The sequence below is a fragment of the Sulfurimonas autotrophica DSM 16294 genome (assembly GCF_000147355.1).
In the GTDB taxonomy this organism is placed as follows: Bacteria; Campylobacterota; Campylobacteria; order Campylobacterales; family Sulfurimonadaceae; genus Sulfurimonas; species Sulfurimonas autotrophica.
The window spans coordinates 1797262-1810263 of the sequence record NC_014506.1 but is presented as its reverse complement, the minus strand read 5'-3'; the positions used below and the strand labels follow the sequence as shown (position 1 = coordinate 1810263).

The 13002-nt window shown below is 36.1% G+C and carries 16 protein-coding genes; 8 read left to right on the top strand and 8 right to left on the bottom strand.

All coding sequences use genetic code 11. The features are described 5' to 3' along the window. The first annotated feature begins 21 nt into the window (after window positions 1-21). Window positions 22-2376: a DUF7494 domain-containing protein gene (locus SAUT_RS09235; protein ID WP_013327617.1), complete on the top strand. Its 2355-nt coding sequence runs from the start codon at window positions 22-24 to the stop codon at window positions 2374-2376. A gap of 6 nt (window positions 2377-2382) precedes the next feature. On the opposite strand, the gene dapB is transcribed toward SAUT_RS09235, so the two are convergent. The 7 genes from dapB to trxA are packed head-to-tail and all read right to left on the bottom strand — an operon-like array spanning window position 2383 to window position 6867. Next, the gene (gene dapB / locus SAUT_RS09230) at window positions 2383-3150 is read right to left on the bottom strand and encodes a 4-hydroxy-tetrahydrodipicolinate reductase (protein WP_013327616.1); all 768 of its coding nucleotides are present in this window, start codon (window positions 3148-3150) and stop codon (window positions 2383-2385) included. 41 nt (window positions 3151-3191) lie between these two features. Next, entirely contained in the window at window positions 3192-4445 is a 1254-nt protein-coding gene (locus tag SAUT_RS09225; protein ID WP_013327615.1) for a hypothetical protein, read from the bottom strand. Beyond that, the gene (locus SAUT_RS09220; protein ID WP_169302261.1) at window positions 4445-4687 is read right to left on the bottom strand and encodes a sulfurtransferase TusA family protein; all 243 of its coding nucleotides are present in this window, start codon (window positions 4685-4687) and stop codon (window positions 4445-4447) included. The genes SAUT_RS09225 and SAUT_RS09220 overlap by 1 nt, the downstream gene beginning before the upstream one ends. Next, entirely contained in the window at window positions 4659-5099 is a 441-nt protein-coding gene (locus SAUT_RS09215; RefSeq protein ID WP_013327613.1) for a hemerythrin domain-containing protein, read from the bottom strand. Before SAUT_RS09215 ends, SAUT_RS09220 begins: the two co-directional genes overlap by 29 nt. Before the next feature lie 10 nt (window positions 5100-5109). After that, entirely contained in the window at window positions 5110-6048 is a 939-nt protein-coding gene (trxB, locus tag SAUT_RS09210; RefSeq protein ID WP_041675525.1) for a thioredoxin-disulfide reductase, read from the bottom strand. Beyond that, window positions 6048-6530, bottom strand: a complete 483-nt coding sequence (locus SAUT_RS09205) for a hypothetical protein (protein ID WP_013327611.1) — start codon at window positions 6528-6530, stop codon at window positions 6048-6050. The genes trxB and SAUT_RS09205 overlap by 1 nt, the downstream gene beginning before the upstream one ends. 16 nt (window positions 6531-6546) lie before the next feature. Beyond that, a complete protein-coding gene (gene trxA, locus SAUT_RS09200) occupies window positions 6547-6867 on the bottom strand; it encodes a thioredoxin (protein ID WP_013327610.1) in 321 nt (106 codons plus the stop codon). Between the two features lie 131 nt (window positions 6868-6998). On the opposite strand from trxA, the gene SAUT_RS09195 reads away from it, so the two are divergent. Beyond that, complete coding sequence (locus SAUT_RS09195; protein WP_013327609.1) at window positions 6999-7442, top strand: globin domain-containing protein; 444 nt, start codon at window positions 6999-7001, stop codon at window positions 7440-7442. Here the strand turns inward: SAUT_RS09195 and SAUT_RS09190 are convergent. Continuing rightward, window positions 7439-8218 (bottom strand): histidinol-phosphatase, encoded by a 780-nt coding sequence (locus SAUT_RS09190; RefSeq protein WP_013327608.1) that lies wholly within the window; start codon window positions 8216-8218, stop codon window positions 7439-7441. The two genes, SAUT_RS09195 and SAUT_RS09190, sit on opposite strands and share 4 nt — an antisense overlap. Before the next feature lie 73 nt (window positions 8219-8291). Between SAUT_RS09190 and SAUT_RS09185 the strand changes: the two genes are divergently transcribed. The 6 genes from SAUT_RS09185 to SAUT_RS09160 are packed head-to-tail and all read left to right on the top strand — an operon-like array spanning window position 8292 to window position 12974. Further along, complete coding sequence (locus SAUT_RS09185) at window positions 8292-8978, top strand: hypothetical protein (protein WP_013327607.1); 687 nt, start codon at window positions 8292-8294, stop codon at window positions 8976-8978. Then, window positions 8978-10273 (top strand): peptidase U32 family protein, encoded by a 1296-nt coding sequence (locus SAUT_RS09180; RefSeq protein ID WP_013327606.1) that lies wholly within the window; start codon window positions 8978-8980, stop codon window positions 10271-10273. The genes SAUT_RS09185 and SAUT_RS09180 overlap by 1 nt, the downstream gene beginning before the upstream one ends. 37 nt (window positions 10274-10310) lie before the next feature. Continuing rightward, window positions 10311-10808 (top strand): 5-(carboxyamino)imidazole ribonucleotide mutase, encoded by a 498-nt coding sequence (purE, locus tag SAUT_RS09175; RefSeq protein ID WP_013327605.1) that lies wholly within the window; start codon window positions 10311-10313, stop codon window positions 10806-10808. Between the two features lie 25 nt (window positions 10809-10833). Further along, window positions 10834-11313, top strand: coding sequence for a DUF3972 domain-containing protein (locus SAUT_RS09170; protein WP_013327604.1), 480 nt, complete (start codon window positions 10834-10836; stop codon window positions 11311-11313). Continuing rightward, a complete protein-coding gene (locus SAUT_RS09165; protein ID WP_013327603.1) occupies window positions 11310-12167 on the top strand; it encodes a damage-control phosphatase ARMT1 family protein in 858 nt (285 codons plus the stop codon). Before SAUT_RS09170 ends, SAUT_RS09165 begins: the two co-directional genes overlap by 4 nt. A gap of 9 nt (window positions 12168-12176) precedes the next feature. Continuing rightward, entirely contained in the window at window positions 12177-12974 is a 798-nt protein-coding gene (locus SAUT_RS09160; protein WP_013327602.1) for a hypothetical protein, read from the top strand. Window positions 12975-13002: the final 28 nt, after the last annotated feature.

Here is a 13002-nt window from a genome sequence, read left to right as displayed (position 1 = left end):
CTTAATAAAGGGAGAGAGAATTTGTTAAAATGGATACTCTTAACCTTTGTTCTTGCAAACTCTTTTGCACTCGAAATTTCAATTGACAGTGCAAAAGACAACTTCATAAAGTATGCAACACTTGACATACGAGACTCCAAACCCTTTACATGTAAAGAAATAAAAAATGATTTTGACGCAGTCAAAGAGATTTTATGTACATTTTCAAAAAGACCATCAAGAAGCCTCAAGCATATTCAAAATGACTTTTTTAAAGTGGATACAGTTGTCAAAGGAGATAAATTTTTTGTTGTTATCAAGCCTTTTTATAAAATAAAATTAATTCCTGAAATATTTGACCTGACAAAAGACAATGAAGTTTTTAATGCAGATGTAAACATCTCAAATCATTGGAGCATATTAGGTTATAAAAAAAAGTTTCCTTTATTTAAAAAAGAAGAAGTATCCCAAATTGCACTTAACTTTCCTTTTTATTTAGATAAAGACAAGTTGCCGTATGTCGGGAGTCTTGATATCAAAGGAAATCCGGTTCATATAAAAAAGATAGAAGATGTCAAAGAGTATTTGAAAGTAAAAAAATATTATAAAGAGAAACAGTATGAGTCATGTCTACAAACTGTTAATGATGTACTTAAAACCTATCCGAATACTCTTTTTAGGGCAGAACTCTTATACTATAAAATAAAAGTATATGCGAAGATCAAAGATTGGGATAATGTCATCAGTTATGCGAAAGAATTTTTGCGAGAATACTCATCAGACGAAAATGTAGCTGAAGTCCTTTCTTTGATGGCAAAGGCATATGCAAAACTCGGACAAAATACAGATGCCGATTATTTTTTTGACCGTCTCTTTACAGAGCATACCGATACAAAATTTGCACAATATGGGTATATATACAAAGGTGAAATGCTTGAAGAATCCGGAGGCATTACAAAAGCTATAAAATATTATAAAAAAGCACTTTATGAAACAAAAGATTTGGAAGTGGCTGCAAATGCAGCATACCATTTAGCCTCTTTGTACCTTTCATACAGACCAAAAGAAGCCTCTCAATATGCTATGAAAATTGTTCAGGCAAAACCGAGCTATTTTATGGAAGATTTTAAAGCATCACAGAAGATGATGCAGGAGTTTGCAAATCAGGAATATTATAAGACTGCAGCTGCTATTGCTGATGCAATGTTGCATGAAATAGATGCGACATATGATGAGTATGAAGAGCTGCTAAAAGACAGAGCATTGTGGCTTGCAAAAACCAAAAATAAGCAAAAGGCGTTAAAAGCAATCAATGAATATTTGAAAAAATTTCCTGATGGGGATTTCATTGATGCTGTGCAAATAGCTAAAGATGCTCTGTTTTTTGAAGTTTCCGACTTAAATGCTACAGCAAAATTGACCGAATTTGATAAACTCATACAAGAGTACCAAAATGACAGCATAGGCAAGCGTGCGCTTTATGAAAAGGCGAAACTGCTGCTCAAAGAAGGAAAATACAGTGCGGTACTGGGGTTAAAAGAAGAGTTGGAATCTTTGGATAAGACAGAGTATAAGGATGTGAAAAAGATTATACAAGATGCGGCAATAGGGGAGATGCAGGAGTCACTGCGCAATAAAAACTGTAAACAGGTTCTTGTGATATCAAACGAGTATAATATTACACTCTCAGATAAATGGGATGACGGTATCTATGAGTGTGCTATGAAAGGTGGAGATTTCCAGCTTTCTAAAAATATAGCCTTGAAAAATTTAAAATCAAAAAGTTTAGATGAACGTAAAAAATGGCTCTATCGTTATATAAAAGTTGATTTTGCAACAGGGAATTACAGTGATGTCATTGATGCTGCTAAAGATTTAATAAGCTTGATCGAAGATGATAAAAATTCAAAATACAAAGAAGCATACAGGTATCTTTTTGATACTTATGAGCGATTAGAGAAAAAAAATAAAATGATTGATGGCATGGCCAAAATCGAAGAAGTTTTCGGACTTGATTATAAAGATATAGACCGTTATGTTTCTATGATAACGCTTGGAAGCGAGCGCCATGATGACAATATGACTATAAAATATGCAACAAAAGTTATGCAGATACAAGAAAAGTCAGATTCACATGTACAGAGCCCTTATGTAGAATTTGCACTTTATCAAGCATACATGGATAAAAAAGAGTATAACAAGGCTTTAAAAGTTATTCAATCTTTGGATACACTCAAATTAAGTAATACATTGCGCTCACGACAAAAGTATTTATTAGGAAGTGTCCTGAGTAAGTTGTGGAGGGATGATGAAGCTAAAAAAGCTTATAATGAAGCTATAAAAGCTGACCCAAAATCATCTTGGGCCAAACTTGCTAAAAGTGCTTTAGAACTTTAAAATTGTTTAGAGTTCTAAACAGTCACTGATATTGTAAAGACTAGGCTCTTTGTCTGCAAGCCATTTTCCAGCACGAAGTGCACCTTTTGAAAAAGTATTTCTTGAAGTGGCTGTGTGATTAAGCTCTATAAACTCACCGTCATTGTAAAACCCTACGGTATGGCGTCCAACGATGTCTCCTCCGCGAAGAGCCATAACAGCTATTTCATCTTTACTACGTTCACCGATATTGCCGTCTCTGCCGCTTACACGGACTTTGTTCAAATCCAATCCTCTTGCCTGTGCCGCTGATTCACTCAGAGTGAGTGCTGTTCCGCTTGGTGCATCTTTTTTATGTCTGTGGTGCATCTCTACAATCTCTATATCAAAGTCTTCAAGTGCTGCTGAGGCTTGATATACAAGCTTGTTTAACAGTGCAACACCCATTGACATGTTTGTAGCATAAAGCACAGGCATAATTTCACTTGCCTGTTTCAAGAGATTTAGCTGATGGGTATTAAGGCCTGTTGTTCCGATTACAAGAGGTTTGGGAGTATTAATAGATTCCTCCAGTAACATTTCACATGCTTCAGGTAGAGAAAAATCGATTACTATATCACAGTTATTTAAAAATGATTTCATATCAGAAGTTACCAAAACAGATGGATCAATTGCAAAGTCAAGGGGATTACGTACATATACACTTGAGAGACTCATTTCTTGAGTTGTTTTTAAATCTTCTATTAAAAGTCTGCCGACTCTACCACTGGCACCGAAAACACCTACTTTTATCATAATTGTATCCTTATTTTTTCTGCTCTAATAATAGCAAAATATTACTCAAATACTACTTTCTTTTTTATATACTCATTATAATATTTCAAAGCGTTCAAGATATTTACAAAGAGCAAAAGAGCCCAAAACATAAATACTATGGCGGCCGCTATTAAAAAAAAGTGCCAAAACGGCGTAAACAGAAAAAGACAAAAAGAGAGATAATATAAATTTACCTGATATAGCATCTTCTTCTTACTGATAACATTACCCATTTCTGCGTCAAAAACCATGTTTGAGCTTAAATGAAACCATGTTAAAAAAGGGATGATTTTATAAAGCATTGCATTGATTAGGGGATATATAGCACCGAATAAAACCAAAAAGCCAATATACAAGTATATGTTTACATGTAACAGGGTGGCAGTTATAAAAAGTATTGAAGAGAGTACAGTATTTGTCATGGCAAAATACCAAAGATTGATGCTTATATCTTTTCTTGCTCGTTTTCTCTGCCTTAAAATTTTTATACTAAAGAGTGCAAAAAGTATCACTGAACAGGAGAGAAGAATTTTTATTACATTCAGCAGTAAAATATTTTCTTGAAGCTGGGCAAATATAAATAAAAACAGCAGTATAAGCTGGATAATATAAAGTCTTTTTTGCAAAAAGAGGGGAAACTCTTTAGCAACAAAAAACATAGGAATTATTTTATATGATACAGAAATTATAAGTATAAAGACCCAGCCAAAGAGCATAACAGCTATATGAACATTTCCATATTTTATAGAATCTACGAATCCAAAATGCCCAAGAAGTGCTGTAAAACCGAAAATTACAGCGATGAAAAGTGCGGCAAAAGAAGCTGCAAAATTTTGTACAGGTGCATTTATCTCCTTACTTAAAAAAATTGTTTTTAAAGAGATAAAACAAAAATAGAGAAATGTCAGTGCTAAAAGAGTACCGCCGATATATAAAAATGGCGGACTGTTTGTTAGAAATCCGGCGATGAAAGAGACAATGCCGATATTTAAAAAGATATGGATTGTTTTTGCATTTCTTACAATATTTGCATAGGCCGTACCGAGCATTACAGGCAGCATTTGAAAGAGTGAACCAAACATTATGTGTGTAATGAACCCGATAGTAAAAATATGTGTAAGAGCGATAACTTCATACTCATATCTTGAAGATACATGTAAACCGTATATGAGTATTATTATTGAGAGTGCAATGAGATACAATGCAGCTGTGAGGTAAAATTTTATTGGTATGGTATAAGGCGGAGCCTGCTCAAGTGATAAGCCTTGAAACATTATTTGTAAATCCTCATTTCAAACTCATTTTCATCTTCTTTTGTAATTTCATAGTGCAATCCCAATGCCAAAATATTTTGAAAAAGCATTTGAGGATTCATGCGATGGCGAAATATTAATACTTCTTCATCTTGTAAACTGTTTAAGGCATTGATGGCTTCGACAAGAGGATAAGGCGCTTCCAGCTCGCTTACATCTAAAATAATCTCTTTTTTAGTTCCCATAGTCTTGTAGTTTTTCAACTATTTCTTGAGCATCTTGGGCTAGAGTATTATTCATCATTGTATAGAGCATCTGCTCCTCTTTAAGGTTATGTTGCTGCAGTAATATATTCATAGACTCGCCAAGCGCAAACGCTCGTTCTTTATCTTTTGCATTATAAGCTTCATCCATTTTTTCAAAGAGTGATTTTGCCTGAGTATGTTCCATGCGCATGACGTTTGTCGGGCCCATATTTCCCATACCTGATTTTTCTTCAAGCATTGGGAAAAGATACTCTTCTTCCATTGCAAAGTGCAGCAGGGTTTCATTTTTGAATGCTATATATTTACCAAGTGCCTCATCAAACTCCCCGTTATCAAGGAAATCTTCCGCCTGCGTTAAGAGATGATCGCATTCCCTATGCTTGTTTGTCATAAAATCTTTTATAGTCATTGTTATTTCCTTATCCTAATAATTCATCAACGTATGAAATTGCTGAGAGGGCTGCCACAGCACCGTCACCTGCTGCTGAAACAACCTGTTTCGGTGCTTCTATTCGCATGTCACCTGCGGCATATAGACCGGGCACAGATGTTTTCATGCTCAATGTCACAACAACCTGTCCCTGCTCATTGACATCGCATAAAAAACTGCCGTCTTCTTGTATAAGTGTCTGATTATTTACATCATTGCCTACAAAAGTAAAAACGCCTGGGACTGTAATATCTCTAATATTTTCATCTTTGTCTTTAACTTTTAAACCGTTCACACCGCTTGCATCACCATAGACTTCTTCTGGTACTGAGTTTAAAATAAGTTCTATTTTTTCATTTTCTTTAACGCGTTTTACAGTGTTAGGTGCGGCACGAAAACTGTCACGTCTATGAACAAGATAAACTTTAGAACAAATTTTTGCCAAATAAAGTGCCTCTTCTAACGCTGTGTCTCCACCGCCGATGACTGCTACTTCTTTGCCTTTATAAAAAAATCCGTCACATGTAGCACAGGTACTGACACCTTTACCAAAAAATATATCTTCACCTTTAAAGCCTGCGCGGCGTGGAGATGAGCCTGTGCAAACAATGACGCTGTGTGCCTCAATTGTTGTTGCGTCTGACTTTGTAACAGTAAAAATATCGCCGTCTTTACTGATACGGCTTACTTCTGCCATATCATGCTTAAGACCAAATTTTTGACACTGCTCGGGCCATGGCATCATTAAATCCATTCCGGTAATGTCACCTGTAACACCTGGATAGTTTTCTATCTCGGAACTTTGGGTAATTTGCCCGCCGGGCATTCCTCTTTCAAACATTGTTACGTTTTCAAGTCCACCGCGTGTTGTGTATAGTCCTGCAGTAAGACCAGCCGGTCCTCCGCCTATAATTGCGCAATCTAATATCATAATTTTTGCTCCTCTAATTCATCTAAATTATCAAGTTTTCGTATCATACTATCTTGTTTATAAAGAGAATCTTTTACTTTCTTTATAAAAAAAATAGATGGTGAATCGTATATATTAAACCGTTGTATAAACTTCAGCGATGTATTTGTTCCGCTTCTTAAAAATGTAGTCTTGCTTGTATTTGTTCGCACTCTGTTGTAGTAGTCTATGGCAAGAATCGGCAGATTGAGATTTAAATTTGCAAGTTTGTCCATCGTCCCCTTTTCTCTTGAAGAGTAAAAAACAATGATGTATTCTTTTTTGCTTGGTTTAAAAATGTCACTTTTTTCATAATATACAAAATCTTTAAAATCAATGAATTTGTACTCTGAAAATTTATAATTAAAGTAAGCAAAAGCACCTGCAACCATTGCGGCACCAAAGAAAGAAGCAAGCAAAGTGGAGAGAGAAAAGAGGCTTTTACCTCCTTTTCTAGCCACTCTAAATAACCTGCAATTACGCTAAAAGAGCGTCAAGTTTTTCCGCAAGAGCTTGTTTAGATTGAGCTCCTACGATTTGATCTACCATTTCACCATTTTTGAAAAACATGATAGTTGGAATTGAACGAATACCAAATTTCACAGCAATATCTTGCTCTTCATCAGTGTTGACTTTACAGATTTTAGCTTTCCCGTCATAGTCTTCTGCGAGTTCTTCAACTACAGGAGCAATCATACGACAAGGTCCACACCACGGAGCCCAAAAGTCAACAAGAGATACACCCTCTGCAAGAGTTTCTTCAAAATTTGCACCAGTTAATTCTATATATTTACCCATTAGTAAATCCTTTTTATTGTTTGTTATGTAAGTATTATACAAGCGCTATCATTAATTCAAACTTTAAATTTATTTATAGCTATAATTTGTATAATTAGCGCAAATTTATTACCCAATAAAGGAAGCACTTAATGAACTTGCAAATTACGGATGGAGAAATTGATATACGACCATCGGTTGCGAAGCCGTATCCCGGTTTTTTTCACGAAGTAGGTGAAGAAAGATTTAGAAAACTTGTTTTTGATCATTATGAGTCTATCAAAACAAGTGATATTGCATTTTTATTTCCCGTTTTTGATGATGATGATTTTGCAGAGGCTCAAAAACATGCGGCAGATTTTTTGATAGAAATCTCCGGCGGTCCTGATTATTTTATACAAACCAGGGGAGAGCATCAAATGGTCGGGCGTCATGCGCCTTTTCGCATAGATGAAAAAGCGAGAAAAACCTGGCTTGAGCTTTACATTCCGCTTTTAGAAGCACTTGAGACAGAAGGAATCAGCCCGGAGTATATAGAATCGTTTTGGAACTATTTAGACCTGTTTTCTATGTGGGTGGTCAATACAAAGAGTTAAAACTCTAAGAATTTTCTCTCTCTATTTATAAAGTAGGCACACTGTGTGTAACCGACATCTTTGGCAAGTTTTGTGACTTCCTTGTCAAACATACCGACCTGTTCAGGTTTATGCGCATCGGAGCTGAATGTTATAGGAATATTTAGCTTGTAGGCTTCTTCTAAAAGCTCTTTAGAAGGGTAGGCCTCACCTATAGGTTTTCTGTAGCCTGCCGCATTTATCTCTAAAACCATATCATTATTTTTAATTGCTCTAAGTGCATTTTTTGCAATCTCTGTGATATTTTTACTCGGCATAAATTTAAATACTTTTATGAGGTCCAAGTGCCCGACAATATCAAAAAGTTTTGTATTTGCCATAGATTCTACAGTATCAAAATATTTTTGCCAAATTTCATTAATATCTTCATTCTCATAACGTCCGATAAATTCCGGATTGTCAAATCCCCATTCATCAATAAAGTGTACAGAACCGATCAAATAATCAACATTGGCATTAAGGACTCTTTCATCCATATGTCCCTCAAGATAGTCTACTTCATAGCCAAGTAAAATAGTGATTTTTTCTGCATATTTTCTCTTTGCATCCATGATCTCTTCTTCGTACTTTTTCATGTCTGCAAATGACATTCTATATTTTGGATCAAAGTCCATGGGTGCATGGTCAGAAAAACCAAATATTTCGGTATTTTTGTTTATTGCAGTATTTATGTACTCATTTATTGTACCCTCTGCATGGTTACACAGTGGCGTATGGTTATGTAGATCTACTTTCATATTTGTTCTCGTATTGTATATTTTATGCTATTATAGTGTTAATTAATAAATTATTCAATTATGGAGACTATTTATGACGCAAGAAGAACTTGATGCCTTAATGGGTGGTGACATAGATATGGACGAAGTGCCTGAAGATACTGCAAATACTCAAGAGGCCCAAAATCAAAATGATGATGAAGCCATATCCTCTACTGACCCAATAACAGCCGGCATCGAAGCGGCTGAACTTCCGCATCCTGCTACAGATGAAAATAAAATGGTGCATCAGCTTGATGATGTAACAAAAGAGAGCGAAGAAAAAGCAAGTGAAATTTTTGATATTATTGAAAATATCAGTAGCGATTTGATGGATAAAGAAGAAGATTTACAAAACGTTGTTGAAGTTTTAAACTCAAATATAGAACTTTTTGCTACTTTATGCGAAAAATTTCCCGATGTTCAAACATTTCAAGAACAATTAGAAAAAAATAAAACAGCGCTTGAAAATGTCAATACTGTGCTTGAAGTTCTCCAAAACAGTGGTGACTCTATTATGAGTGTCATGGATATTATGCAGTATCAAGACATTCACAGACAAAAAATAGAACGTGTCATTAATGTAATGCGGGCACTTTCAAAATATATGAATACACTCTTTGAGGGTAAAATAGAGGATGAAAAACGCGTATCATCAGCAGTACATATAGCCGGAGATACTCATAACGAACTTGCTTCGACGGATGATATAGAAGCGCTTTTAGAACAGTTTGGACAATAATGAATAATAAAAAAGTAGAACTGCTCTCTCCTGCAGGAACCTTGGAGAAATTAAAAATTGCGCTTGACTTTGGTGCAGATGCCGTTTATGGCGGAGTAAGCCATTTTTCGCTGCGTATTCGTTCTGGAAAAGAGTTTAGTTTTGAGGACTTTGAAGAGGGTATCAAGTATGCGCATGATAGAGGTAAAAAAGTTTATGCGACGATAAACGGGTTTCCTTTTAACTCACAGCTTAATTTACTTAAAAAACATATACTAAAAATGGGTGAGCTTAAGCCTGATGCATTCATCGTTGCAACACCGGGTGTACTTAAACTGTGTCATGATTTAGTACCGGATATGCCGCTGCATCTCTCAACACAGGCAAATGTTATGAATGTGCTTGATGCACAGATTTATCATGAAATGGGAGCAACACGGATTATAACTGCACGTGAAATTTCTTTGCGTGATTTAAAAGAGATTAAAGCGGCTCTGCCTGATTTGGAACTTGAAGTATTTGTACACGGTTCTATGTGTTTTGCATACAGCGGACGCTGTTTGATTTCAACCCTGCAAAGCGGTCGTGTGCCAAATCGCGGCAGTTGTGCAAATGACTGTCGATTTCCTTATGAAATGTATGCGGCAAATCCTGAAACCGGTACTCTTTTTAAACTGGAAGAGGATGCAGGTGTGGGTACGTACATTATGAATTCAAAAGATTTGAATTTGGCTTCGCATATGCAAGAGATTTTGGACAGTGGTGCAGTGGATTCTATAAAGATAGAAGGGCGTACCAAAACAACATATTATGCAGCTACAACTGCAAAAGCATATAGAATGGCGATAGATGATTACTATGAAGATAAGCTTGACAGTGAGCGTTACCAGTATGAACTGCAGTCTTTGCAAAATCGCGGTTATACAGATGCTTATCTTATTTCTAGGCCGTTTGAAAAACATGACACACAAAGTTTGGATTTTACTATGCAGCTTGGTACACATCAGGTCAGTGGTGTCGTCAATGCTGAGGGAACACATTTTTTATGTAAATATAAAACTTTGCCCGGGGATGAAATGGAAGTCGTATCTCCTTTAGGGAGTGAAATAGAGATTGTTGACAATGAAATTGGCACGACGTATGAAAAAGATGGCAAGTTCTTTGTTAAACTCAAACAGCTCAAGGCGCAAAACGGCAAAATATGGGAAGAAGTTCACAGCGGAAATATAAATCCGATAGAGCTTCCGACAAAATTTCCATCGTATACATTTTTTAGAATACCGGCGAATGCAGATATGAATACAGCTCCTAAATAATGTATAATTTTAAAACTAAAAACAAGGGTAAAGTAAAATGAAGTTTGTATCAATAGTAATAGGTTCTAAAAGTGATTATGAGGTAATGAAGTCATGCTCTGACACATTAGAGTCGTTTGGCGTTAGTTATGAAATGGTTATATCATCTGCTCACCGTTCTCCTGAACGTACAAAAGAGTATATTGAAGAGGCTGAAAAAAAGGGAGCACAAGTATTTATTGGGGCTGCGGGAATGGCCGCACACTTAGCAGGTGTTTTAAGTTCAAAAACTATCAAACCTATTATAGGTGTACCGATGTCGGCATCTGCGCTTAGTGGCATAGATGCACTACTTTCAACTGTTCAAATGCCTGCTGGCATGCCTGTCGCAACTGTTGCCATAGGCAAAGCAGGAGCAATTAACTCTGCATATCTTGCAATGCAAATATTAGCGCTTGATAATGAAGAACTAAGCATAAAACTAAAAGAAGACCGTATTGCAAAAGCAAAAAAAGTTGAAATGGATTCTTTAGAGATAGAAACTATTATAAAATAGTTACAAAAGACAAGGGAGTTTGACAATGAAGTGGATGAGTGATGACGAATATAGCCAACTCACAGGATTAGACATTTCCTCTATTGAAGATTTAATTCAAAGAGGCAAACTGACTGTAAAAATTGAAGATGGCATTCGCTATATTGACCCATCTAAAGGTGCGATTGAAGCAGTTGTCCCGGCAAAACTTCAAGAACTCTCTCAAAAAAACACGCAAGAGATGCTTGTACAGCCTGAGTTTGTCGAAAAAACAATCGGAACTATCATCAATTTACATGAAAAAGTTTTGGATGCAAAAGATGAAACACTTGAAGCCGTACGTGTGGAAAATGAGTTTTTACGTGAAGCACTTGCATCTTTGCAAGAACTTTATGATGAAGACAGGAAAACGATTCATACACTGCAAGAGCAACTCCAACTTTCACAGCAGGAAGTTGAATTTATGCGTCGCAAATACAAGCTTATGTGGAACAAAGCTATAAATGAGCATACAGACAAATCATGACGATTGATAATGAATGTGTCGGCTGTATAATCAATCAAAGTGTAAAAGTGGCTGATGCTATTGGTGCAGAGGAAGCTTTGAAAAGAACACTTGTATCTACAGTAGAAGATATGAGTAAAAATTTTTCTTTTTCAAAAACTCCTCCTGAAATTGCCGCAGACGTATATGAAAAAATGTCTCAAATTGCAGAAAAGCAAGATTTGTATGATGAGGTAAAAGCACTCTCTACACAAAAAGCACGCTCATTTGTACCATCTTTAGAAGAAAAGCTCTTTACATGTAAAGACAAACTGCTGACAGCTACGAAAATTGCCGTTGCCGGTAATGTTATAGATTTGGCAGCGCAGGTTGAATTTGATTTGAATGAAGAACTTGACAAAGTATTTCATACTGAGTTTTCACATAATGATTTTGAAGATTTGCAAACAGAGCTGGAATCGGCAAAAAGTGTTGTAATTCTGGGCGATAATGTCGGAGAACACATTTTTGACTATTTGTTTATACAAACCTTGCAAGAACTCTACCCTAAGCTTACATGTAACTACATGGTACGCGGCACACCAATCATAAATGATGTTACATGTAAAGAGGCAAAAGAGGCAGGTTTTGAGAAGCTTTGCAATCTTGTTGACAGCGGTGTGAACACGCCGGGATTTGTATACAGCCGTGCGACAAAAGAGGCGCAAAAACTTTTTGATGAGGCAGATTTGGTGATAAGCAAGGGTATGGGAAATTATGAATGCCTCAGTCCAAGCCACAGAAAAAATATCTGTTTTTTGCTCAAAGTCAAATGTAATGTGGTGGCTAACTCTTTAAGTAAAGAAGTCGGCGATATTATTTGTAAACTCATATAAGGAACAAAGATGTTAAAGAAAATAATAATAGGGGCATTATTTGCAAGTTCACTGCTTTTTGCAAAGGTAAGTACGGAGTATTCAGTGAATTTTGTCGGTATGAGTATGGATTATAAAGAGTATAAAGACGGTGTGCTCTTAGACAGTGAATCTTCTAATTATACTGACTTAACAGGTGCAGAATTTAAATACAAATACAAGATGCAGGATGCAGGCTCACTGGATTCTAATGATATTACGCTGAGTATTATGGCTCTTGGCGGTGATACGCAATATCTTGGCTCTTATATCGGGTCAGGTCTGGGTTATGGCAGTGTAGTGAGCACAACATCAAATAAAATTTATGATTTTGACCTGGATTTTGCGCATACGTATCAGCAAACACCCAATTATAAGATAATTATATCTTTAGGGCTTGGATATAGATTTTGGCGAAGAGAACTCTCAGCACAGCAGATTGAAGATTATAAATGGTATTCTCTGCGCCCAAGTGTTGCCTTTTCTTATGATTATAAAGGTTTGAGCATCACTCCTGAGTTTGAGTACCAGTACGGTGTAAGACCGAGAATGAGTGCTACGGGTTTTAATGAAGAATTTAAGCTCGGCGGGGCAAATATCATGGAATTTACTCTGCCGGTAGAATACGCACTGAGTCAAAGCTTCTCTTTGTATGGTGCCTATATATACCAGTATCAAAAAATTAAAGAATCTGACGTTGTTTATGACAATGGCGGCACAGGATATTTGGAGCCGCAAAGCAAGGCATATAACGAATACTTGAAATTTGGAATTATTTTTAAATACTAAAAAAGTCTCTTTGGCTATAATACCGAAA

What these genes read in the sequence shown, in the direction of transcription:
- SAUT_RS09195 (WP_013327609.1), top strand. Translation starts at nt 6,999, where the DNA reads ATGAACTTGCAAATTACGGATGGAGAAATTGATATACGACCATCGGTT.
- SAUT_RS09160 (WP_013327602.1), top strand. Translation starts at nt 12,177, where the DNA reads ATGTTAAAGAAAATAATAATAGGGGCATTATTTGCAAGTTCACTGCTT.
- SAUT_RS09215 (WP_013327613.1), bottom strand. Translation starts at nt 5,099, where the DNA reads ATGACTATAAAAGATTTTATGACAAACAAGCATAGGGAATGCGATCAT.
- purE (WP_013327605.1), top strand. Translation starts at nt 10,311, where the DNA reads ATGAAGTTTGTATCAATAGTAATAGGTTCTAAAAGTGATTATGAGGTA.
- SAUT_RS09165 (WP_013327603.1), top strand. Translation starts at nt 11,310, where the DNA reads ATGACGATTGATAATGAATGTGTCGGCTGTATAATCAATCAAAGTGTA.
- SAUT_RS09225 (WP_013327615.1), bottom strand. Translation starts at nt 4,445, where the DNA reads ATGTTTCAAGGCTTATCACTTGAGCAGGCTCCGCCTTATACCATACCA.
- trxA (WP_013327610.1), bottom strand. Translation starts at nt 6,867, where the DNA reads ATGGGTAAATATATAGAATTAACTGGTGCAAATTTTGAAGAAACTCTT.
- SAUT_RS09185 (WP_013327607.1), top strand. Translation starts at nt 8,292, where the DNA reads ATGACGCAAGAAGAACTTGATGCCTTAATGGGTGGTGACATAGATATG.
- SAUT_RS09170 (WP_013327604.1), top strand. Translation starts at nt 10,834, where the DNA reads ATGAAGTGGATGAGTGATGACGAATATAGCCAACTCACAGGATTAGAC.
- dapB (WP_013327616.1), bottom strand. Translation starts at nt 3,150, where the DNA reads ATGATAAAAGTAGGTGTTTTCGGTGCCAGTGGTAGAGTCGGCAGACTT.
- SAUT_RS09190 (WP_013327608.1), bottom strand. Translation starts at nt 8,218, where the DNA reads ATGAAAGTAGATCTACATAACCATACGCCACTGTGTAACCATGCAGAG.
- SAUT_RS09180 (WP_013327606.1), top strand. Translation starts at nt 8,978, where the DNA reads ATGAATAATAAAAAAGTAGAACTGCTCTCTCCTGCAGGAACCTTGGAG.